At 72.5% G+C, this 21,039-nt stretch carries 25 protein-coding genes; 11 read left to right on the top strand and 14 right to left on the bottom strand.

From position 1 onward, the window contains the following. Positions 1-34: 34 nt before the first annotated feature. Positions 35-619, top strand: coding sequence for a TetR/AcrR family transcriptional regulator (locus tag ABZ794_RS17575; protein WP_210784610.1), 585 nt, complete (start codon positions 35-37; stop codon positions 617-619). A 41-nt stretch (positions 620-660) separates the two neighbouring features. Here ABZ794_RS17575 and ABZ794_RS17570 read toward each other — a convergent pair whose 3' ends face one another. The 8 genes from ABZ794_RS17570 to ABZ794_RS17535 all read right to left on the bottom strand — a co-directional run bounded on the left by ABZ794_RS17570 (position 661) and on the right by ABZ794_RS17535 (position 5,136). Continuing rightward, a complete protein-coding gene (locus ABZ794_RS17570; protein ID WP_210784611.1) occupies positions 661-1,170 on the bottom strand; it encodes a GNAT family N-acetyltransferase in 510 nt (169 codons plus the stop codon). Further along, on the bottom strand, positions 1,167-1,388 hold the full coding sequence (locus ABZ794_RS17565; RefSeq protein ID WP_181518367.1) for a biotin/lipoyl-binding carrier protein: 222 nt from the start codon (positions 1,386-1,388) through the stop codon (positions 1,167-1,169). The genes ABZ794_RS17570 and ABZ794_RS17565 overlap by 4 nt, the downstream gene beginning before the upstream one ends. A 205-nt stretch (positions 1,389-1,593) precedes the next feature. After that, positions 1,594-1,758: a hypothetical protein gene (locus ABZ794_RS17560; protein WP_357516275.1), complete on the bottom strand. Its 165-nt coding sequence runs from the start codon at positions 1,756-1,758 to the stop codon at positions 1,594-1,596. Between the two features lie 59 nt (positions 1,759-1,817). Next, positions 1,818-2,105, bottom strand: a complete 288-nt coding sequence (gene rsrA, locus ABZ794_RS17555) for a mycothiol system anti-sigma-R factor (RefSeq protein ID WP_030490399.1) — start codon at positions 2,103-2,105, stop codon at positions 1,818-1,820. A 1-nt stretch (position 2,106) separates the two neighbouring features. Further along, on the bottom strand, positions 2,107-2,931 hold the full coding sequence (locus ABZ794_RS17550) for a sigma-70 family RNA polymerase sigma factor (RefSeq protein ID WP_210784612.1): 825 nt from the start codon (positions 2,929-2,931) through the stop codon (positions 2,107-2,109). 235 nt (positions 2,932-3,166) lie between these two features. Then, positions 3,167-3,784: an alpha/beta family hydrolase gene (locus tag ABZ794_RS17545; protein WP_357516272.1), complete on the bottom strand. Its 618-nt coding sequence runs from the start codon at positions 3,782-3,784 to the stop codon at positions 3,167-3,169. Between the two features lie 51 nt (positions 3,785-3,835). Further along, entirely contained in the window at positions 3,836-4,228 is a 393-nt protein-coding gene (locus ABZ794_RS17540) for a WhiB family transcriptional regulator (protein WP_091406097.1), read from the bottom strand. Positions 4,229-4,425: 197 nt separating this feature from the next. Further along, on the bottom strand, positions 4,426-5,136 hold the full coding sequence (locus ABZ794_RS17535) for an SOS response-associated peptidase (RefSeq protein ID WP_357516270.1): 711 nt from the start codon (positions 5,134-5,136) through the stop codon (positions 4,426-4,428). Positions 5,137-5,239: 103 nt separating this feature from the next. Between ABZ794_RS17535 and aroA the strand changes: the two genes are divergently transcribed. The 4 genes from aroA to ABZ794_RS17515 are packed head-to-tail and all read left to right on the top strand — an operon-like array spanning position 5,240 to position 9,434. Beyond that, positions 5,240-6,541 carry a 3-phosphoshikimate 1-carboxyvinyltransferase gene (gene aroA / locus ABZ794_RS17530; RefSeq protein ID WP_357516268.1) on the top strand — a complete coding sequence of 434 codons (1,302 nt, stop codon included), beginning with the start codon at positions 5,240-5,242 and terminating at the stop codon, positions 6,539-6,541. A 55-nt stretch (positions 6,542-6,596) separates the two neighbouring features. Beyond that, positions 6,597-7,673 (top strand): ribosome small subunit-dependent GTPase A, encoded by a 1,077-nt coding sequence (gene rsgA / locus ABZ794_RS17525; RefSeq protein WP_210784616.1) that lies wholly within the window; start codon positions 6,597-6,599, stop codon positions 7,671-7,673. A 28-nt stretch (positions 7,674-7,701) separates the two neighbouring features. After that, positions 7,702-8,520 carry a histidinol-phosphatase gene (gene hisN / locus ABZ794_RS17520; RefSeq protein WP_210784617.1) on the top strand — a complete coding sequence of 273 codons (819 nt, stop codon included), beginning with the start codon at positions 7,702-7,704 and terminating at the stop codon, positions 8,518-8,520. Positions 8,521-8,579: 59 nt separating this feature from the next. Beyond that, positions 8,580-9,434 (top strand): hypothetical protein, encoded by an 855-nt coding sequence (locus ABZ794_RS17515; protein ID WP_238688493.1) that lies wholly within the window; start codon positions 8,580-8,582, stop codon positions 9,432-9,434. A gap of 45 nt (positions 9,435-9,479) precedes the next feature. Here the strand turns inward: ABZ794_RS17515 and ABZ794_RS17510 are convergent, their stop codons facing one another. Continuing rightward, positions 9,480-10,679 carry a glycosyltransferase gene (locus ABZ794_RS17510; RefSeq protein ID WP_238688476.1) on the bottom strand — a complete coding sequence of 400 codons (1,200 nt, stop codon included), beginning with the start codon at positions 10,677-10,679 and terminating at the stop codon, positions 9,480-9,482. 224 nt (positions 10,680-10,903) lie between these two features. Between ABZ794_RS17510 and ABZ794_RS17505 the strand changes: the two genes are divergently transcribed. The 3 genes from ABZ794_RS17505 to ABZ794_RS17495 all read left to right on the top strand — a co-directional run bounded on the left by ABZ794_RS17505 (position 10,904) and on the right by ABZ794_RS17495 (position 13,355). Next, the gene (locus ABZ794_RS17505; protein ID WP_210784620.1) at positions 10,904-11,902 is read left to right on the top strand and encodes an SDR family oxidoreductase; all 999 of its coding nucleotides are present in this window, start codon (positions 10,904-10,906) and stop codon (positions 11,900-11,902) included. Further along, the gene (locus ABZ794_RS17500; protein ID WP_238688475.1) at positions 11,902-12,693 is read left to right on the top strand and encodes an ATP-binding protein; all 792 of its coding nucleotides are present in this window, start codon (positions 11,902-11,904) and stop codon (positions 12,691-12,693) included. The genes ABZ794_RS17505 and ABZ794_RS17500 overlap by 1 nt, the downstream gene beginning before the upstream one ends. A gap of 89 nt (positions 12,694-12,782) precedes the next feature. After that, positions 12,783-13,355 (top strand): DUF5709 domain-containing protein, encoded by a 573-nt coding sequence (locus tag ABZ794_RS17495; RefSeq protein ID WP_091406114.1) that lies wholly within the window; start codon positions 12,783-12,785, stop codon positions 13,353-13,355. A 7-nt stretch (positions 13,356-13,362) separates the two neighbouring features. On the opposite strand, the gene ABZ794_RS17490 is transcribed toward ABZ794_RS17495, so the two are convergent. Together ABZ794_RS17490 and ABZ794_RS17485 are read right to left on the bottom strand one after the other, a co-directional pair. Next, on the bottom strand, positions 13,363-14,016 hold the full coding sequence (locus tag ABZ794_RS17490; RefSeq protein WP_196924633.1) for a response regulator transcription factor: 654 nt from the start codon (positions 14,014-14,016) through the stop codon (positions 13,363-13,365). Between the two features lie 14 nt (positions 14,017-14,030). Then, a complete protein-coding gene (locus ABZ794_RS17485) occupies positions 14,031-15,164 on the bottom strand; it encodes a DUF5931 domain-containing protein (RefSeq protein WP_357516264.1) in 1,134 nt (377 codons plus the stop codon). A 119-nt stretch (positions 15,165-15,283) separates the two neighbouring features. On the opposite strand from ABZ794_RS17485, the gene ABZ794_RS17480 reads away from it, so the two are divergent. Then, complete coding sequence (locus ABZ794_RS17480) at positions 15,284-15,739, top strand: ATP-binding protein (RefSeq protein ID WP_210784623.1); 456 nt, start codon at positions 15,284-15,286, stop codon at positions 15,737-15,739. A 153-nt stretch (positions 15,740-15,892) separates the two neighbouring features. On the opposite strand, the gene ABZ794_RS17475 is transcribed toward ABZ794_RS17480, so the two are convergent. Continuing rightward, a complete protein-coding gene (locus ABZ794_RS17475) occupies positions 15,893-16,831 on the bottom strand; it encodes a ribose-phosphate pyrophosphokinase (RefSeq protein ID WP_210784624.1) in 939 nt (312 codons plus the stop codon). Between the two features lie 101 nt (positions 16,832-16,932). Here ABZ794_RS17475 and glpK point away from each other — a divergent pair, with 101 nt between their 5' ends. Beyond that, positions 16,933-18,417: a glycerol kinase GlpK gene (gene glpK / locus ABZ794_RS17470; protein ID WP_357516261.1), complete on the top strand. Its 1,485-nt coding sequence runs from the start codon at positions 16,933-16,935 to the stop codon at positions 18,415-18,417. An 18-nt stretch (positions 18,418-18,435) separates the two neighbouring features. Here glpK and ABZ794_RS17465 read toward each other — a convergent pair whose 3' ends face one another. Beyond that, positions 18,436-19,269, bottom strand: a complete 834-nt coding sequence (locus ABZ794_RS17465) for a phosphoribosylaminoimidazolesuccinocarboxamide synthase (protein ID WP_238690305.1) — start codon at positions 19,267-19,269, stop codon at positions 18,436-18,438. A gap of 138 nt (positions 19,270-19,407) precedes the next feature. Here ABZ794_RS17465 and ABZ794_RS17460 point away from each other — a divergent pair, with 138 nt between their 5' ends. Then, on the top strand, positions 19,408-20,727 hold the full coding sequence (locus ABZ794_RS17460) for an extracellular solute-binding protein (protein WP_210784627.1): 1,320 nt from the start codon (positions 19,408-19,410) through the stop codon (positions 20,725-20,727). Positions 20,728-20,784: 57 nt separating this feature from the next. Here ABZ794_RS17460 and ABZ794_RS17455 read toward each other — a convergent pair whose 3' ends face one another. Then, positions 20,785-21,033, bottom strand: a complete 249-nt coding sequence (locus ABZ794_RS17455) for a hypothetical protein (RefSeq protein WP_030336617.1) — start codon at positions 21,031-21,033, stop codon at positions 20,785-20,787. Positions 21,034-21,039: the final 6 nt, after the last annotated feature.

Raw genomic sequence — 21,039 nt, 5'->3', positions numbered from 1 at the left:
GTTGGGTACAAGCAACGGTCAAGCCATTTGGAGGGTGTGCGTGAGCGAGAGCACAGGCGGCGGAACGCGGGAACGGATCAAGGCCGTCGCGCTCGAGCTCTTCACCGAGCAGGGGTACGAGAAGACCTCGCTCCGGGAGATCGCCGAGCGCCTCAACGTCACCAAGGCCGCGCTCTACTACCACTTCAAGAGCAAGGACGACATCGTCGCCAGCTTCGTCGAGGACCGGCTGGAGGGGATGGACGCACTGATCGCCTGGGCCGCCACCCAGCCCGCCACCCTGGCCACCCGGCGCGAGCTGATCTCCCGGTACGCCGACACGATGTTCGACGGCACTCAGCCGTCGGTGATGCGCTTCTTCGAGCAGAACCAGACCGCGCTCAAGAGCCTCTCCTCCGGGCAGAAGATGCGCGGGCGGATGTTGGAGCTGGCCGACGCGCTCTGCCGGGGCGACGACTCCCCCGCCGCCCAACTGCGCGCCGCGCTGTCAATCTTTGCGGTGCACACGAGCTGGTTCGCGGTCCGCGCGCCGCACATCAGCGACGACGAACGCCGCAAGCTCGCCCTGGAGGTGGCCGACGAACTGCTGGCCGCCATCGGCACGCAGCCCGACGCCTGACCGGGCGTGATCGTGGCGGCCCGGGCTCGTCGGTCGCCGGCTCAGCCGCGCGTCAGCTCCAGCCGAAGGCCGAGCAGGTCCACACCAGGCAGCGGTGACCAGTCCTTTTCCGGCGAACGGACGAAGCCGCGCCGCGAGTAGAGCCGGTGCGCCTGATCGGCCATCCCGGCCCGGACGCAGATCACCACCGCCGTGCAACCCAACCCGGTTGCCCGGTCGACACACGCCTCGACCAGTGCGGCGCCCACACCCCGCCCCTGAGCGCCCGGGTCGACCGCGAGCATCCGGAACTCCGCCTCGCCCGGCCCGGCCAGCTCGGCGAACGGGGTGCCCGGCAGCACGAACGTGACCGAGCCGAGCACCGCCCCGGTCACCTCGTCGACAGCGACCAGCACCTCGCCGCTGGCGGCTCGGGTCGACACGTCGGCCAGCACCTCGCCGTACCCGTGTTCGCCCTTGAGCTGGCCGTCCGCCTCGTACGCGGCCACTGTCACCCGGGCCACCGCCGGGAAATCGGCCGACTCGGCCGAACGGACCCGCAACCCGGTCAAGCGATCACCGCGATCAGGTCACCGTCCTGCACGACGTCGCCCTCGTTGACGACGAGTTGCTGGAGCACACCGTCGGACTCGGCGACGACCGGGATCTCCATCTTCATCGACTCGAGGATCACCAGGGTGTCGCCCTCGGTCACCGTGTCACCCGCCGTGGCGACGACCTTCCAGACGTTGGCCACCATCTCGGCGCGGATCTCCTCGGCCATGTCCAGGCCCTCCCTCTTCGCGACGTGCCTGCCGATGTATCCAATCATGCGTCGACCGGCGATGGGCGGGCAGCGGCGCAGCCGGGATGACAGGCCCGCCCTGGGGAAGGCGGCGGGTGTCGACCGCACTACCATCAGCGGGTCGGACCCGACGCCGGACCGCCGGTGGCCGCATCCGCGCCGAGGTCGTGCGCAGGACGGATCCGACCCATCACGAGGAGGTCAGCATGGCGAAGAAGTCCCGGAAGAAGAAGGCTCGTAAGAAGAGCGCCGCGAACCACGGCAAGCGTCCCAACTCCTGAACGGGTCGACGGGCCGACTGCCCGTCGCCGCTCAGCCGGCCGAGGCCGGGTACACCGGTGGGCCGGGTCGACATCGACCCGGGCCACCGGTCTTGCCAGCTGGTGCCGACGCTCAATCGGCCAGCTCAGACGCTCAGTCGGCCAGCTCACGGGAGTCGCTGGTCTCGAAGACCACCAGCTCGGTGAGCTTGACCCGCAGCCGCTCACGCAGCTGATCCGGCGCGGTCTCGTTGCCGCAGCAACGCGCCACCAGCGCCCGCACCTCCTGCTCCAGCCCGTACTCGCGCAGGCAGGGCCCGCACTCGTCCAGGTGGTGCCGGATCAGCGAGCGACGCTCGTCGGCGCACTCCAGATCCAGGTAGAGATACACCTCCGCGAGCACTTCGCGGCAGTCCGTCTCGTGCGGCTCCCCACAGCTCACGTCACACCTCCCGGCCGGCAGCGGCGGTCGAGCCCTTCGCCGAACGGGCCGCACTGAAGCCCCGCTCGCCGGCGTAACGCTCGAGCAGCTTGCGCAGATTACGACGGCCCCGGTGCAGACGCGACATCACGGTGCCGATCGGCGTGCCCATGATGTCCGCGACCTCCTTGTAGGAGAAGCCCTCGACATCGGTGAGGTAGACGGCCAGGCGGAACTCCTCCGGCAACTGCTGGAGGGCCTCCTTGACGTCACTGTCCGGCAGCCGGTCCAGTGCCTCGGTCTCGGCCGAACGCAACCCGCTGGAGGTGTGCGACTCGGCCTCGGCGAGCTGCCAGTCGGTGATCTCCTCGGTGGGCGCCTGGATCGGCTGGCGCTGCCGCTTGCGGTAGGAGTTGATGTAGGTGTTGGTCAGGATCCGGTAGAGCCAGGCCTTGAGGTTTGTGCCCTGCTCAAACTGGTGGAAGGCCGCGTACGCCTTCAGGTACGTCTCCTGGACCAGGTCCTCGGCATCCGCCGGGTTGCGTGTCATTCGCAGCCCAGCAGCGTAGAGCTGATCGACGAATGGCATCGCGTCCCGCTCGAATCGGGCCCTGCGCTCGTCCGTCTTCTCGGTGGTCAACCGCACATCCCCTCGCGTCGGATGCTTTCCCGCCGAGGATACGCGCACGGACCTGCCCGCAGATTCACTTCCGGCCGGTGTGCCCGTGCTCACCGCACCCACCACGCCCGGTCCCGCCGTCGCGGGCCACTCCGGACCGTCCAGCAGCCGCTTCAGCTGCCGGGCGTCCCGCTCGTCCCGTTCCAGGCTTCGTGTCTCGGTTGGCACCGGTCACCCCCCTCGCAGAAAAGTCGTCCGGGGTTAGTAACGCGAGATGACCACTGGGGCATTCCGGCCGGTCCTCCCCGTTCCTGGTCCCGGCCCCGACGGCGGCCGGCGCTGGGACCAGGAAGGGCCTGGGAGGACTGGTGTCACCGGCCCTGCTCGGGCCGGCGGCACCAACGGATGCAACGACCCGTTCCCGCGCCGGAAACGGTCGCCCCGGCGAGCCGGCCGCGACGGGTCAGCTGGCCGCCCAGCCCTGGGCGGACAGCCAGTCCCGCACGGCGGCGGCGGTGCCGGCCGGATCGCGGCGCAGGTCGTGCGTCTCACCGGGACGGCTCACCACCTGCACGGCCGGTCCCGGCTCCGGCGTCCCGAACGGATCCCGGTCGCCGTTGACGACCAACGTCGGCAGGCCGGTGCCCAGTTCGGCGGCGCGCGAGCGTTCCGGCCGGCCGGGCGGGTGCAATGGAAAGGCCAAGGCGACCACGCCCACCGCGCCCACCGCGCGGGCCGTCCGACAGGCCACCCGTGCGCCACTGGACCGCCCACCGACCACCACCGTCGGCACGTCGGCGTGCCGGTCGCGCAGCTCGGCGAGCACCGCCGTCCAGGCCTCGTCGAGATGACCTGCCGGTGCCGGCGCGCGTCGACCGGCGACCCGGTAGGGCTGCGTCACCCGGACCACCGCCAGGCCGGCCGCCACCGACGCGTCCCGGACCGCGAGCAGGTCGGGCGCGTCGACGCTGCCGCCCGCGCCGTGCCCGAGGACGAGCAGGGCGGTGGCCGGGCGGATCGGCAGGTCGGTGTCGATCCACGCCGGACCGCGCGGGGTGTCGATCTCGTTGCTGGCTGGCACCGGCCTATTCTGCGCCGCCGGACGGGCGTCGGGTGCGAACCGGGCCGCCGATCAGCTCAGCGGGACCAGGGCCAGCAGGCGATCGCGCACCGGCGGGCCCGCGTCGTCGATGGCGTCCGGATCGGGTTCGACCTCGCCGCGCCAGGCGACCAGCATCGCCCGTCGTTCCCGCGGCGTGGTGCCGCCCCACACGCCGTGGCAGTCACCGACGTCGAGGGCCCAGGCCAGGCAGGACCCCTGCACGTCACAACTGCGACACAGCGCGACGGCGGCGTCCGCCGGCTCGTTCGGTGCCGGAAAGAATGTCTCCGGATCGACGCTCTGGCAGGTTCCTCTGGTGCGCCATGCGTCGTCCTGTCGCCGTTCTCGCACGGCCCGCAGCAGTCGCGGATCTCGCCGCGCCGCCGCCACCTCGTGCGGGCGCGGCATACGTGCCCGTGTCATCCACCCACCTCCCCCGTGGGACCGGCAAGAGCTGTGGACGTCGTCCGCCCCGTGCGGACCGACAGCCACTACCGGCGCTGTGTTCTATCGCACTTCACAACACCGGGACAAGGGTCTGCCGGGAACATGACTGAACAGCCAGGAGACGAATCGCGCGGAACCCTGGCAAATCGGCGGCCGACGATGCGCGGCGCCCGTCAGAACAGGGTCAGCTCCTGCGGTGGCACCGTCGGCGCCACCGCCACCCGCGCGGTCAGCTGTGGCCCGTCGTTACGAACGTCTCCCACCGCCGCACCCACCGGGCGGATCTCCAACCCCGCCAACTGCTCCGCCGACGCCGGAGTGAGCAGCCGCCCCGGCTCGTCCGTCGGCGCGAGCCACGACGACCAACGCTCAGGCGGCAGCAGCACCGGCATCCGGTCGTGCACCTCGGCCAGGTCGCCGAGCGCCGCGGTGGTCAGCACGCTGAAGGTGAGCCGGCTCTCTGCGTCGGACTTCCAGAGCGACCAGATGCCGGCCAGCGCGAGCACCGAGCCGTCCCGGGGGGTCATGAAGTACGCCTGCCGCCCGCCGTCGGGCAGCCGGACCCACTCATACCAGCCGTCGGCCGGGACCAGGCAACGGCGACGGGAGAAGGAACCGGCGTACGCCCGGCTGGTGGCCACGGTCTCCGCCCGCGCGTTGATCATCCGGGCGGCTCCGGAGGCCGACCGGGACCAGTGCGGCAACAGACCCCAGCGACCGACACAGAGGCTGCGGTGCCCCTCCGGGCTGACCCGGACCAGCGGCACCGGGTCGGTCGGCGCGACGTTGTGGTCCGCCCGCACCAGGCCGTCGGAGTCGTCGGACGACTCGAACAGCGCGCTCAGCTCGCCGGAACTCCGGGTCGTCGCGTACCTGCCGCACATGGGGCACACGCTAACGCGTCGGAGGCCCCGTCGGCTGTCCCGCCAACCGGGAGTACGAGTGCCGGGCCCCGCCGCCCGCCCGCCGACACGGCAGAATGTAACCGTGGGCAACCTGACCGCGACCCGGCCGCCGCAGCCGTGGACCGCACCGACCGCATCCGACCCGGTGGCGGCGACGCTGCGCCTGCCCGGTTCCAAATCGATGACCGCCCGGGCCCTGGTGCTCAGCGCGCTGGCCGCCGGCCCGTCGACGCTGGCCCGGCCACTGCGCGCCCGCGACACCGAGTTGATGGCCGCCGGCCTGCGGGCGATGGGCGCGCACGTCTCGATCAGCGACGACGAGCGCTGGCTGGTCCGACCGCACCCGCTGGCCGGCCCCGCCCACGTCGACGTCGGGCTGGCCGGCACCGTGATGCGGTTCGTGCCACCGGTGGCGGGCCTGGCCGACGGGCAGGTCACCTTCGACGGTGACCCGTACGTGCGCACCCGCCCACTCGGCCCGTTGGTCGGCGCGCTGCGCTCGCTGGGCGTCCGGATCGACGTCACCGGCACCGGCAGCCTGCCGTTGACAGTGCTCGGCACCGGCCGGGTCACCGGCGGCGAGGTCGTGATCGACGCGTCCGCCTCAAGTCAACTCGTCTCCGGGCTGTTGCTGGCCGCCCCGCGCTTCGACAGGGGCGTCGTGGTCCGCCACGTCGGCCCCCCGGTCCCCTCCGCGCCGCACCTGCGGATGACGGTGCGGATGCTGCGGGCCGCCGGCGCGGCGGTCGACGACAGCACCCCCGACGTCTGGGCCGTCGAGCCCGGCCCGCTCACCGGGCGCGGCTGGGAGATCGAGCCGGACCTCTCCGGCGCCGTGCCGTTCTTCGCCGCCGCGATGGTCACCGGCGGCGAGGTCACCTTGCAGGGTTGGCCGCACAGCAGCGCGCAGCCGGTCGAGAAACTCCGCTCGCTGCTACAGCGGATGGGCGGCGAGGTCACCCTCTCCACCAACGGGTTGACCGTCCGTGGCACCGGCGTGGTGCACGGTCTGAGCGCCGACCTCTCCGACGTCGGCGAGCTGACCCTCGTGCTGACCGCGCTGGCCATGCTGGCCGACTCGCCGTCGGTGTTCACCGGCGTCGGGCACATCCGTGGCCACGAGACCGACCGGCTAGCCGCGCTCGCGCGCGAGTTCGGCGGGCTCGGGGCGGACATCACCGAAACACCGGACGGGTTGGAGATCCGGCCCCGACCCCTGCGGGGCGGCGTCTTCCGCACCTACCACGACCACCGGATGGCGCACGCCGCCGCGGTGGCCGGGCTGGCGGTTCCGGGCATCGAGGTGGACGACGTGGGGTGTACCTCCAAGACCATGCCCGAGTTCCCGGCACTATGGTCAGCGATGGTGACCGGCAAGAGCTGACGCGAGAAGAGGACAGGTCCTGGCGACCAAACGGCGGGAGTACGACGAGGACGACGTGCGGGTCCGGCCCGGAAAATCGTCGCGCCCGCGTACGCGCACCCGCCCCCAGCACGCCGACGCGGTCGACGGGTTCGTCATCGCCGTCGACCGGGGGCGCTACACCTGCGTGCTCTCCGGGGCCGAACGCGGCGTCGTCGGCGCCGAGCTGCCCACTGTCACCGCCATGCGGGCCCGCGAGTTGGGCCGCAAGTCGGTGGTGGTCGGTGACCGGGTCAGCCTGGTCGGCGACACGTCCGGCGCGGAGGGCGCGCTCGCCCGCATCGTCCGGATCGCCGAACGTCGCTCGGTGCTGCGTCGCACCGCCGACGACGACGAGACCACCGCCGAGGGTCGGCTGGAACGGGTCGTGGTGGCCAACGCGGACCAGTTGGTGATCGTCAGCGCGTTGGCCGACCCACCGCCGCGCACCGGGTTCATCGACCGCTGCCTGGTGGCCGCGTACGACGCGGACGTCGAGCCGCTGCTCTGCCTCACGAAGGCCGACCTGGCCGGGCCGGAGGAGGTGCTCGGCTACTACACCGAGCTGGAGCTGCCGTACGTGCTCAACCGCCCCGACTCCGACCTCGACGCGCTCCGTGCGCTGCTCAGCGGCAAGGTGTCGGTGCTGGTCGGGCACTCCGGCGTGGGCAAGTCGACGCTGGTCAACCGCCTCGTTCCGGACGCGCTGCGCGCGGTCGGCGTGGTCAGCGCGATCGGCCGGGGCCGGCACACCTCGACCAGCGCGGTGGCACTGCGGCTGCCACCGGTGCCCGGGATCGACACCGATCCGGGCTGGATCATCGACACCCCCGGCATCCGCAGCTTCGGGTTGGCGCACGTCTCGGCCGACAGCCTGTTGCACGGCTTTCCGGACCTGGTCGAGGGCACCGTCGACTGCCCACCGAACTGCCCCCACACCGCCGACGAGGCCGACTGTGGGCTGGACGCCTGGGTGGCCGCCGGTAAGGCCGACCCGCGCCGGCTGGCCTCGTACCGTCGGTTGCTCGCCTCCCGGGCCGGCGAGGGTGACTCGCGCGGCGACAGCGACCAGCGCGGCCCCGGCGAGGGTGACCGGCGCGGCCCCGACGAGTGACCCGAAGGGCGTGGGCTAGGTTGCCGGCATGACCGGGTACGCCGACGACCTCGCCCTCGCCCACCTGCTCGCCGACCGGGCCGACGCCATTGCCACGGCCCGGTTCCGCGCGCTCGACCTGCGCGTCGAGGCGAAGCCCGACCTGACCCCGGTCTCCGACGCGGACACCGCGGTGGAGCGGGAGATCCGTGCCCTGCTGGCCGAGCACCGACCGGCCGACGGGCTGCTCGGTGAGGAGTACGGCGCGCAGTCGTCCGCCGACCCGAACGGTCGCCGGTGGATCATCGATCCGATCGACGGCACCAAGAACTTCGTCCGTGGCGTGCCGATCTGGGCCACCCTGATCGCGCTCTACGACGGCGACCGGCCGGCGGTCGGCGTGGTGTCCGCGCCGGCGCTCGGACGACGCTGGTGGGCCAGCGCGGGTGCGGGCGCGTACGCCGGGCCGGGCCCCGCGGCCGGCGAGCGGATCGGCGTGTCAGCGGTGCGGGGGATCGCGGACGCCAGCTTCTGCTACTCGTCGCTGAACGGGTGGGAGGAAGCCGGGCGGCTCGACGCGGTGCTCGACCTCATGCGGGACAGCTGGCGCAACCGGGCGTACGGCGACTTCTACGGCTACATGCTGTTGGCCGAGGGGGCACTGGACGTGATGGCCGAGCCGGAGTTGTCGCTGTGGGACGTGGCGGCGCTGGTTCCGATCGTCACGGAGGCGGGTGGCACGGTCACGGATCTGGCCGGACAACCGGCCCCCACCGGCGCTCCGGGCACCGACAGCAGCGTGGTGGCCACCAACGGTGTGCTGCACGCCGACATCCTCGCCCGCCTCAATCGACCAGCCGAGCGCTGACCCCCGGCAACCTCTATCCTCGCCAGGTGGTCTCCTCCGGTTGGTGCTTTCTCGCGGCGATGATCGTCGCGTACGGCTTCGCCAACCTGCTCCAGTCGGTGGCGGCGGCCCGCACCACTGTCCACCACACCTTCGATCCGGGCCTGCTGCTGCGCCTCGCCGGGCACCGGACGTACCTGGTCGGCCTCGGCTGTCAGATCGGCGGTTTCGTGCTCGCCTTCCTGGCTCGGCGGGACCTGCCGCTGTTCCTCGTGCAGGCCAGCGTGGCCGCCGGGCTCGGGGTGACCGCCATCCTCGGGGTGCTGGTGCTGAAGTGGCGGCTGCCGGCGGCGGAGGTGGTGCTGCTGGCGCTGCTCTTCGCGGGGATCACCGCGCTGGTGCTGTCCGCCCGGCCGGCGCCGTCGAAGCAGCTCGGCACCGCCGGCTCGATCGCCCTGCTGGTGGCGCTGGGCGTGATCGCGGTGCTCGGTTTCTTCGCCGTCCGGCTGCACGGGGCGCCGGGTTCGGTGGCCCTCGGCTCACTGGCCGGGCTGGCGTTCAGCTCGGCCGCGGTCGCCGCCCGACCACTGGCGTCCGCGCCGTCCGCCGAGGCGTTCCTCGCCGACCCGCTGTTCTACCTGCTGATCGCCCACTCGATAGTGGGTCAGCTGCTGCTCGGTCTGGCCATGCAGCGCGGCTCGACGACCGCCGCTGTCGCCGCGATGGACGCCGCCGGCGCGGTGCCGGCCGCGATCGTCGGCCTGCTGCTGCTCAACGACAAGATCTGGCCGGGGCGGGAGTGGCTGGCCGCTGTCGGCTTTCTGGTCACCCTGGCCGCGGTGATCGGCCTGACCCGGTACGCCGAACCGCAGCAACACCGTTCGGTGGCACGCCGTCGGGACCCCGCGATGGTCGGTGCCGGCCGGCCGGGCTGACCGTCCGGCACCGCGCCACTGCAGAGGTGTCGCGGCACCGCCGACTCAGGCCTCGACCGGCTTGCGGCGGCTCACCACCCGTTCGTAGAGGCGCTCCAACGCACCGGCGGTCCGCTCCCAGGTGTAGCTGCTGCGCACCCGGTCCACCGCGGCGTGCCCGTACGCGAACCGGCCGGCGTTGTCGGCGAGCAGCCGGCGCATCGACACTCCGAGTGCCCGTACGTCACCGGGGGGCACCAGGCGGCCGGTGACCTCGTCGACGACGGCGTCCGCCAGGCCGCCCATCGCGTAGCCGATCACCGGCACCCCGCAGGCCATCGCCTCCAGCGAGACCCGCCCGGCCGAGGAGTAGTGCGGCGTGCAGGCGACCACGTCCGCCGACCGGTACCAGGTGGCCATCTGGTCGTGCGGCACCGCTCCGACGAGCCGTACCTGGTCGACGACGCCGAGCTGTTCGGCCAGCTCGCGCAGCCGTCGCGCCTCGGCGTGGTTGGCCAACTGGTCGGCCGACGGCCCACCGGCGATCACCAGCTCGGCGTCACCGACCACCCGCATCGCCCGGATCAGGTCCTCCTGGCCGTGCCCGGCGGACAGCGAGCCCACCGAGAGGATGCGGGGCCGCTGCTCGCGGGGTGCTGCCTCGCCGTCGGGGTGGAACAGGTCGATGTCGACGCCGGCCGGCACCAACGCGACAGAGCTGCGTTGCAGACCCATCCGGGTCAGCTCGTCGACCTCGTCGTTGGACTGGGCCACGGCGATGTCGACCGCCCGGGTCAACGCGCGCTCCAGCGTGATCCGCTGGCCCGGCCCGTCGTAGTGGCCTCCCAGGTGACGCAGCTGCTCGATGCCGAGCGAGTGGAACGTCTGCACCACCGGTATGTCGGTCTCCCGAACGGCGTGCGCGGCGGCCAGCCCACCGACCCAGTAGTGCCCGTGCACCACCTCGGGCCGCCAGGAACCCGACCACTCGTCGGCCAGCCAGCGGCCGACCTCCGTCACGTGCGGGATCAGCTCGACGGTGGGTAGTGGGGCGGGCGGGCCGGCGGGCACCTGGTGCACCTGGTAGCCGTCGACGTTCATCGTCGCCGGCAGCGTCGGGTCGTCCCGGCGCACGTAGAGCCGGACGTCATGGCCTCGCTCGGCCAGTTCGGCGGCGACCCTCGCGGTGTGCTGTCGGGTGCCGACCGGCGGGCCGTCGGCGTGGCGGTAGGAACTGGCGTGCGCGCAGACGAGGCCGACGCGCATGGGTCACCTCCCTGCGATCTTTCCTCGGCGGTGGTCCTCCCGGTCAGAGCGTCCCATTAACCCCGCGACGCTGAGCCGAAACCTGGCAGATCAGGAAGAGTCAGCGCAGGTGCCACCGACACTTGCGCCACGGCAAGCACAGGCGACACGCGACAGCACGGTTCGACGATGATCGACAAGCCGTCGTCGGTGTGACCAGGCCCGGCCGGGGGTACCGCTCAGGAATGCCGCTGACCCGCAGTCTCGACGATTCGACCGTGGTGATCACCGGCGCGTCCAGCGGGATCGGCACGGCGACCGCGTACGCACTGGCCCGCCGGGGTGCCGCCGTCGTGCTGGCCGCCCGCAGCGAGCCGGCCCTGCTACAGGTCGCGCAGCGCTGCCGGGAGTTGGGCGGCCGCGCTCTGGTCGTACCGACCGACGTCACCGAGTTGGAGTCGGTGCGGCGGCTGGCCGAGCAGGCGGCGGCCGAGTTCGGCCGGATCGACGCCTGGGTGAACAACGCCGCGGTGAGCGCCGTGGGGCTGTTCGACGAGATCCCGGTCGCCGAGTTCCGCCGGGTGCTGGAGGTCAACCTGCTCGGGGCGGTGCACGGCATCAAGGCGGCCCTGCCCTACCTGGGCGCCGCCGGTGGGGGTGTGCTGGTCAACAACGCCTCGGTGCTGGCCGAGGTGGCCATGCCGTACCAGTCGGCGTACAACGCCACCAAGCACGGCATCCGCGGGCTGGCCGACACCGTCCGACAGGAGCTGCGGGTCACCGGTCGCGGTCACATCTCCGTCTGCACAGTGCTGCCGGCCACTATCGACACCCCCTTCTTCCGGCACACCGGCAACCACAGCGGCCGGGAACTGGTGCCGCCTCCTCCGATCTACCCGCCGGAGGTGGTCGCCGAGACCATCGTCCGGCTGCTGCGCCGGCCCCGCCGCGAGGCGTACGCCGGCGGCGCGGCCCGGCTGATCGGCCTGCAGTGGCGGCTGGCACCCGCGCTGGTCGAGCGCACCCTCGGCTGGTACGCCCACCGCACCCAGTTCGGCCCGGGCGCCCGGGTGGACAGCAGCGGTAACGTGTTCCACCCCGATGCCCAGGCGCGTCAGGACGGTGGCTGGCACGGTCGGCGGCGACAGTTGGTGCGGATGACCGCCGCGTTCGGTCTGGCCGCCGCCGGCACCGCTGTCGGCACCCTGGCGGCCATCAACCGCCGCTCCCGGTCGGACCGCTGATGGCCGATGTCGAGCGCCCGAATGCGCTGACCGTCACCGGCGCGCACAATGGGGCGATCATGTCGAGCTGTCTCGTGGAAATCGACGAGTCGTCAGCGGTGGTCCGGCTGACCGGTGTGCTCGATGCCGCCGGCGCCGAGGCGGTACGCGGCGCGCTGCTCGCCCGTCTGCTGGCCCGGCCCGGCCCGGTGGTGGCCGACGTGACCGGCCTGCGGGTCGTCGACCCGGCCGGGCGCGGCGTCTTCGCCGACGTACGCCGGGAGGTCGCCGACTGGCCCGCCGCGGACCTGCTGCTGTGTGACCCGGCGGTCGACGGGCCCGCCCGCCCGGACGCCGCGCTCGCCGGGGTGCCGGCCTGGCCGACGCTCGACGGGGCGCTGGCCGCTGTGGCGGCGACACCCCTGGCGGCGGTGCTCACCGCCGAACTGGCTCCGGCGGTGGGAGCGGCCCGGCAGGCGCGCGAGCTGGTCGCCACCGGTTGCGAGCGCTGGGGCATGCCGACGCTCACCGACCCGGCGTGCATCGCGATCACCGAGATGGTCAACAACGTGGTGGCGCACGCCCGGACCCCGATGACGGTTCGGCTGGCGCCTCAGGAGGCCACCCTGCACCTGGCGGTTCGCGACCACTCCCCGCGTCAGCCGACCTTCGCCGGGATCTCCCCGCCGAACCGTGCCGGCGGCCGGGGCCTGCTGCTGATCGACACGGTGACCCGTCGTTGGGGCAGCAGCGCCGTACCGGACGGCAAGGTCGTCTGGTGTGTGCTGCATCCCGACGACGAGGCCGCCTGACGGGGGCTTTCGCCATCGGCGCCCGGTTCGGCGACGTACCGCCGGAGGCCGCCCGGTTATGGCGGCAGGGCAGCGGGTAGTGATCAGACATGCGCGACAACGAGTACCCGACCCCCCTGTCCGACACCGAGGCGCAAGGGCTGCCCGACACCGCCGATGACGACTCGACCGCCAACGACGACGTCCTCACCGGGCGCGAGGCGGACGGCCCGGACCCTGCCCAACTGCCCGGCGATCGGACGCCGGTGGCGGTGGACCGGTTCGGAACGACCGCCGAGGAGCAGCTCGACGGTGAGTCGTTGGACTACAAGCTCGACCGCGAGGTCTACGAGCGCCCGGCGGACGACCCGCTGGCCGGCACCATCGACCCGAAGATCGCCTTCGAGGCGGACAACCTGGAAGCCGCGGCGGAGGCTCAGCTGGACGCCGACGTGATGGACCCCGGGCCGACCTCGGACCCGAACTCACCGGTCTCCCTCTACGACCACGGTCAGCTCGGCACGGTGGCCGACGCCACTGTGGGCCGACTGGTGGAACCGGACGAGGGGTCGCACACCGACCAGGAGACCGACTCGGTGGCGTACGACGCCGGATCGGCCGGGGGCGGAGCGACAGCCGAGGAGTTGGCCATCCACGAGACAGAGCCGCCGCGCTCGGTCTGACATCCGCTCAGTCGTCCAGACCGCGTTCGATGGCGTACCGGGTCAGCTCGACCCGGTTGTGCAGTTGCAGCTTGCCCAGGGTGTTCTGCACGTGGTTCTGCACCGTGCGGTGCGACAGGCCGAGCCGCTGGGCGATCTGCTTGTACGACATCCCCTTCGCCACCAGCCGCAGCACCTCCGTCTCCCGTTCGGTGAGCTGGGGCGTCGCGGGTTCGGCAGCGCCGGCCGGGCCGGTCCCCCGCCCCGGTCCGGCGGCCAGCCGGCGGTACTCGCCGAGCACCAGCCCGGCCAGGCCGGGGGTGAAGACCGCGTCGCCGGCCGCGGTGCGGTGCACCGCTTCCAGGAACTCGGCGGGCGCTGTCGACTTCACCAGGTAACCGGTGGCCCCGGCCTTCACCGCGTCCAGCACGCTCTGCTGTTCGCCGCTGGCGCTGAGCATCAGCACCCGTACGGCGGGCAGTGCCGCGCGCAACCCCAGGATAACCTCGACGCCGGAGATGTCGGGTAGTTGCAGGTCGAGGACGACGACGTCGGGCCGGGCGGCGGCGGCCACCCGGATGGCCTGTCGTCCCTCGCCGCTGGTCGCCACCACCAGGAAACCGGCCTCGGTCAGGTCGCGGGCCACGCCCTCCCGCCACATCGGATGGTCGTCCACCACCATCACCCGGATCGGGTTCACCGCGGTGACCTCGGCACGCTCAGCTCGATCTCGGTGCCCGCCTCGGGGCCGGACACGATCCGGACAGTGCCGCCCACGTCGGCCACCCGGCCCCGGATCGACTGGGTCACGCCGAGCCGACCCTGGGCGGCCGCCTCGTCCAGCCGACCGTCCGGGATGCCCGGCCCCTCGTCGCGGATCGACACGGTCACCGTCGCCCCCTCGTCCTCGATCAGCACCCAGGCCCGTCCGCCGGCGTGCCGCCCCACGTTGTCCAGGGCCGCGCCGGTCGCGGCGGCCAACTCTCCGGCCACCCGGCGGGGCAGCGGCACCGGGGTGGCCGGGGCGGAGAGCGCCACCGCCCCCGAGGCGTACCGGCCGAGCAGGGTCCTCAGGTCCACCGCCTCGCCGCCGTCCGGGAGGCTCGCGGCGGCCGGGCCGGCGCCGGCGATCAGCGCCCGCAGGGCAACCTCCTGCTCGCCGGCCAGCCGGGCCAGCTCGCCGGCCTCACCGGGCAGGTCGGCGCCGCGCCGCTGCACCAGCGCCAGCACCTGGAGCACCGAGTCGTGAATGTCCCGGGCCAGCCGCTCCCGCTCCCGGGTGGCGGCCTCCAGCTCCACCGCGCGCTGCAACCGCTCCTCGGCGCTCACCGCGAGCCGGGCAACGTGCCCGACCACCACTCCGGCGAGCAGCATCAGGATCACCCCGGTGAACGAGGACTGGCCGATCCGCTCCCGGGTGGCCAGGTCCGCGCCGGCGACCACCAGCGCGGCGACAGTGCCCCGCCGCCGGCCACCGGAGACGGCCCAGGCCAGCACCGGGCCGGCCATCCAGGCCACCCCCAGGGTGGGTACGCCTTGGGTGAGCGCCGTCCGGCCGACAGCCCATGGGGTGGCCAGCACGATGGCCACTACCACCCCGAGGTCGGCCAGCAGCAGCGGCCAGCGCCGCCAGGCCGGTCGGGCGTACCCGATCGCTGTCGCGCCGGTCCAGGCGATCATCAGAAGGATCAGGGCGCCGACGGCGTACGGGTGGGCGTACCGGTCGGCGTCGCGCACCGCGAGCGCGCAGACGTACGCCAGGGAGGCCAGCCTGAACACGGTGAGCGCACGCCACAGCGGCACCTCGAACCCACCCGGCGGCGACGGCATGGCGGTCAGGATGCCACAACCGGGCCGGTACACGGCGAGCAGCGAGTGCGGTTCGGGAAACCCTGACGTACGGTGGAAAAGCCGCGAAATACTCCGAGATGCGCCGCCGGGACGGGCCCATGACGAACGCAGATCCGCACGCACCGCGTACGGTTGTGCCCATCGAACCTGCCCTCCTGATCGCCGAAGCCTTTGACCAGGCCCAGGTAACCGAGATTCGACACTCGGTCACCTCCTGCGCGCATGCCTCGGGTCTCAGCGGCCAACGGCTGGACGACTTCGTGCTCGCGATCAACGAATTGATCACCAACGCGGTGCGACACGGCGGCGGGCGCGGCTGGCTGCGGCTCTGGCACGAGTCCGGCGTGCTGGTCTGCGAGGTCGCCGATCACGGGCACGGGATCAGCCCGCAACGGCTGGGCGACCGCACTCGACCCACCCCGGACACCGCTGGCGGCTGGGGCCTCTGGCTGGCCCGCGAGCTGACCGACGCGATGGAGGTCGTCACCGGCACCGCCGGCACCACCGTCCGCATCACGACGGGCCTAACCACCCAAAACCACACCCCGCGCTAACCCCCACTCAGCCTCGCCCTCGCCCGTCGCCCGTCGCTCCGGCGATCTTGCGATTCCTGTTGTCAAGATGAGTGGAATATCCCTTTCGTCGCGACAGAAACCGCAAGATCGCGCGGGCGCGGGGTGACGGGGCGGGAGGGCGCGGGGGGCGGGTCAGGCGAAGAGGGCGGAGACGGATTCTCCGTTGTGGATTCGGCGGGTCGCCTCGGCCAGGGCGGGGGCCACCGACAGGACCTGCAACTTGGGGACGCGCTTTTCGGCCGGGATGGGCACCGTGTTGGTGCAGACGATCTCCAGGACGCCGTCCTGGTCGCTGAGCCGCTGCAACGCGTCGCCGGAGAAGAGCCCGTGCGTGCAGGCGAGCCGGATCGACCGGACCTTCAGGCCGCGCAGGTGCTCCATCAGCTCGACCACGGTGCTGCCCTTGGCGATCTCGTCGTCCAGCACGATGACATCCCGGTCGGTCACGTCGCCGATCACCGCACTGATCTTGACCAGGTCGTCGCTGAACCGCTGCTTCGCCCCGGCCGCGACCGGCGTGCCGAGCAGCCGGGCGAAGGCAGCGGCCTCCTTGGCGTTGCCCAGGTCGGGCGAGACCACCACTGTGTTGCTGAGGTCGTAGCGCCGAAAGTGGGTGGCCAGCTCCCGCAGCGCGTGCAGGTGATCCACCGGGACGCTGAAGAAGCCGTGCACCTGCGGCGAGTGCAGGGTCATCGCGAGCACCCGGTCCGCCCCGGCCGAGGTGAGCAGGTCGGCGACGAGCCGCGCGCCGATCGAGATCCGTGGCGCGTCCTTCTTGTCCGACCGGGCGTACGCGTAGTGCGGCAGCACCACGGTGATCCGACCGGCGGAGGCGCCCCGGGCGGCGTCGATCATCAGCAGCAGCTCGACCAGGTGCTCCTGCACCGGCGGCACCAACGGCTGGATCAGGAAGACGTCCCGCTCCCGGCAGTTGGCCTGCAACTGGACTTCCAGACAGTCGTTGGCGAACCGGGAGACCCGCACCGGGTGCAGCGGCACCCCCAGGTGGGCGCAGATCTCGGCAGCCAGGTCGGGATGGGCGGTTCCACTGAAAACTGCGATGTCGCGCACGTTCGCACATCGTAGGGGAAGCGGACGGCCGCCGACGGCGGCGGGCCGGAACCCGCCGTGACGCCTGTCGCGCCGCGCCGCCGTCCGGGTACGGTGCTGCGGTGACCCCCCAGTACGTCGCCGCCATCGACCAGGGCACCACCTCCTCGCGGTGCATCGTCTTCGACCGGGCCGGGGACATCGTCGCCGTGGCCCAGCGCGAGCACCGGCAGATCTTCCCCCGACCGGGGTGGGTGGAGCACGACGCCGAGGAGATCTGGGACAACGTCGAGCAGGTGGTCGCCGAGGCGCTGCGGGCCGCCGGCACCGACGCGTCCGGGCTGGCCGCAGTCGGCATCACCAACCAGCGGGAGACCACAGTCGTCTGGGATCGGGCCACCGGGCGCCCGGTGGCCAACGCCATCGTCTGGCAGGACACCCGGACCGGGCCGCTGCTGCGCGAGCTTGCGTCGGCGTACGGCGAGGAGCGGTTCCGGGCCCGCACGGGCCTGCCGCTGGCCACCTACTTCGCCGGGCCGAAGCTGCGCTGGCTGCTCGACGAGGTCGACGGCCTGCGCGGGCGCGCCGAGCGCGGCGAGGTGCTCTTCGGCACCATGGACAGCTGGCTGATCTGGAAGCTGACCGGCGAGCACGTCACCGACGTGACAAACGCCAGCCGGACCATGCTGATGGACCTCACGACCCTGGAGTGGGCCCCGGAGCTGCTGGACGCGATGGGTGTTCCGGCGGCGATGCTGCCGGAGATCCGCTGCTCCGCCGAGGTGTACGGCACTGCCGGCGGGGTGCTCGCCGGGGTGCCGGTGGCCAGTGCGCTCGGCGACCAGCAGGCCGCCCTGTTCGGGCAGACCTGCTTCCAGCCGGGTGAGGCGAAGTGCACCTACGGCACCGGCAGCTTCCTGCTGCTCAACACCGGCGCCAGCCCGGTCCCGTCGACGCACGGCCTGCTCACCACTGTCGCCTACCGGATCAAGGACCAACCACCGGCGTACGCCCTCGAAGGCGCCATCGCGGTCACCGGCTCGCTGGTGCAGTGGCTGCGTGACAACCTCGGGCTGATCTCCACGGCCGCCGAGGTGGAGGAGTTGGCCCGCACGGTGGACGACAACGGCGGCTGCTACGTGGTGCCGGCGTTCTCGGGGCTGTTCGCCCCGCACTGGCGCAGCGACGCCCGCGGGGTGATCGCCGGCCTGACCGGTTACATCACCAAGGGGCACCTGGCGCGGGCGGTGCTGGAGGCGTCGGCGTGGCAGACCCGCGAGGTGGTCGACGCGATGAACGCCGACTCGGACGTGGCGCTGCGCCGTCTCCGGGTGGACGGCGGGATGACAGCGAACGGCCTGCTCATGCAGTTCCTCGCCGACGTGCTCGACGTGCCGGTCGTCCGCTCCCGGATCACCGAGACCACCTGCCTGGGCGCCGCGTACGCGGCCGGTCTGGCGGTCGGCTTCTGGCCGGACCTGGCCACCCTGCGGGCGCAGTGGCGCTCCGACGCCCAGTGGGAGCCGGCCATGGCCGCGGACCTGCGCGAGAAGGAGCTGCGCCAGTGGCGCAAGGCCGTGCAGCGCACCCTCGACTGGGTGGAGTGACGCCGGTCCGGCCGTCACTCACTCCCAGCGGTTGCCGGTGAGCTTCTCGTAGACGTCGATGTAGCGAGCCCGGGTCGCCTCGACCACCTCGGCCGGCATGTCCGGGGCGGGGGCCCGCTTGTTCCAGCCGCTGCCGGTGGCCCAGTCCCGCACGTACTGCTTGTCGTAGGAGAACTGCACCCGGCCCGGCTGGTACGACTCGGCCGGCCAGAACCGCGACGAGTCGGAGGTGAGCAGTTCGTCGGCGAGGACCAGGGTGCCGTCCGGCGCCCAACCCAGCTCGATCTTGGTGTCGGCGACCAGGATGCCCCGGTCGGCGGCCAACTCGGCGCCGCGCCGGTAGATGTCGACGGTGATCTGCCGCAGCCGCTCGGCGGTGGCCTGACCCACCTTGTCCACCACGTCGTCGTACGTGATCGGCTCGTCGTGCTCGCCCGCCGGGGCCTTGCTCGACGGCGTGAAGATCGGCTCGGGCAGGATCGACGCCTCGCCGAGCCCTCGCGGCAGTGGCACGCCGGAGACCGCGCCGGTCTGCTCGTACTCCCGCAGGCCGCCGCCGGTCAGGTAACCGCGGGCGACGCACTCGACCGGGACCATGTCCAGCCGCTGGCAGCGGATGGCCCGCCCGGCGAACTCGGCGGGCACGTCGGTGGCCGAGATGACGTGGTTGGGCACGAGGTCGGCGAGCTGCTCGAACCACCACAGCGAGAGCGCGGTGAGCAGACGACCCTTGTCCGGGATCGGCGTCGGCAGCGCCACGTCGTAGATCGAGATGCGATCCGAGGCCACCAGGATCAGGTCGTCGCCGTCGGCGTAGACGTCCCGGACCTTGCCCGAGTGCAGAAGTTCCACGCGCCCTAGTACACCACGCGACATGGGAAGGGCCTGATTCGACCACCCGGCCGAGGGTGACCGGACGGACGTTGACACCTTCGTGTGCTGCCTGCGTGAATGGTCCGACCGCCACCCCCGTAGGTCCAGGAGAGCACCGTGCCCGTTGTTCGACCCCCGCTCGACCGCCTCGGCGCCGACCCGGGCCGGCGCCGACTGCTCGGCGCGCTGCTCGGCGCACCTCTGCTCGCGTCCGGCGGGCTGGCGGGGTGCAGCGACGGCGCGGCCACCTCGACCCAGGACGGGCCCGTCGAGCTGTCGGTCTTCTGGTGGGGTGGCACCAAGCGGGCCGAGCTCACCGAGAAGGCGCTACGGCTCTACTCGGATCGCAACCCCAGGGTCACCTTCCGGGTCACCTGGCAGGGCGCCGACGGCTACTACGACCGGCTGGCCACCCAGGCGGGCGGCGGGAACGTACCGGACCTGATCCAGATCGACGACGCCATGCTGACCGAGTACACCCAACGTCAGGTCATCCTCGACCTCACCGACCACCACCTGGATCTTCGGGGCCTGCCGGAAGGTCTGATCCGCTACGGCACTGTGCAGGGTCGGACGATGGCGGTGGCCGCCGGGCAGACCCACGCCGTGGTGGTGTTCAACCGGGACCTGCTGCGGGAGCTGGAGATGCCGGAGCCCCGCGCCGGGATGACCTGGGCCGACTACATCTCCTGGGCCACGCAGGTCACCGAGGCCAGCGACCGCCGGGTGGCCGGCACCATGGACGGGTCGGGCGACTACCGGGCGCTCTGGCTCTGGTTGCGGTCGCAGGGCGGCGAGTTCTACCGGGGCAACCAGCTCGGCTTCGGCGCGGACGAGCTGATCGCGTGGTTCGAGTTGTGGCAGCGGGCCCGCCGGGGCCGAGCCACACCGAGCGCGGCCCTGGTCGAGCAGGCCGACAGCGGCGAGCCGGCCCGGCAACTGGTGGTGAACGGGGTGACGGCGGCGTCCTTCGCCTGGTCGCACCAGCTCCCGGAGCTGCAACGACTCACCGAGTCCGAGTTGGGCATCGTCGGCATTCCCGGCCCGCCGGGGGCTCAGTGGGCGCGAGCGTCGATGTACTGGGCGGGCTTCCGAGGCACCCGCCACCCGGACGCGGTCGCCGACGTGATCAACTTTCTGACCACAAATGGTGAGGTCGGCGCCGTTCTCGGCCACGAACGTGGGCTGAACGCCAGTGCCCAGGTCCGCCGCTACGCAGAGGGCAGCATCACCGACCCGGCGCAGCGACGTGCCGCCGAGTTCGGCGCCAGCATCGCCGACCTGCTCGGGCCGGCGCCGGCGCCGCCGCCCAAGGGGCACGCCAAGGTGCGCACCCTGCTGGTCACCGCCGCCGAGCGCATCCGCGTCAAGCGCGACGGCACCCGTGAGGCCACCGCGCGCTTCCTGTCCCAGGCCATCGCGGCTCTGGCGGTGTGAGCACCGGCGGTCGGCCCGGAGCCGGCCGCTGGTGATCCGCCGACGCCTCGGGCCCGGTCAGCGCGGCGGGCCACCCCGGCGGTTGCGCATCAGCCGCAGCACCAGGAACACGACGATCGCGACCACCACCAGGCAGCAGAGCAGCGGGAGCACCCCGAAGCCGCTGCGGCCTCGCCGCCGGGCGGCCTCCACCACGAGTTCGCCGGTGCCCGTGGACGCCCAGGCCGCGACGGGTACGAAGACCGCCAGTACGACCGCACCGAAGACCGCGCTCAGGCGGCCCCACCACTTACCGAATGAAGACATGTGCCC

The sequence above is a fragment of the Micromonospora sp. NPDC047187 genome, from assembly GCF_040643355.1.
GTDB lineage: Bacteria > Actinomycetota > Actinomycetes > Mycobacteriales > Micromonosporaceae > Micromonospora > Micromonospora salmantinae.
Note: the sequence above shows the minus strand (reverse complement) of the source record. Positions and strands in the feature narration are given on the sequence as shown.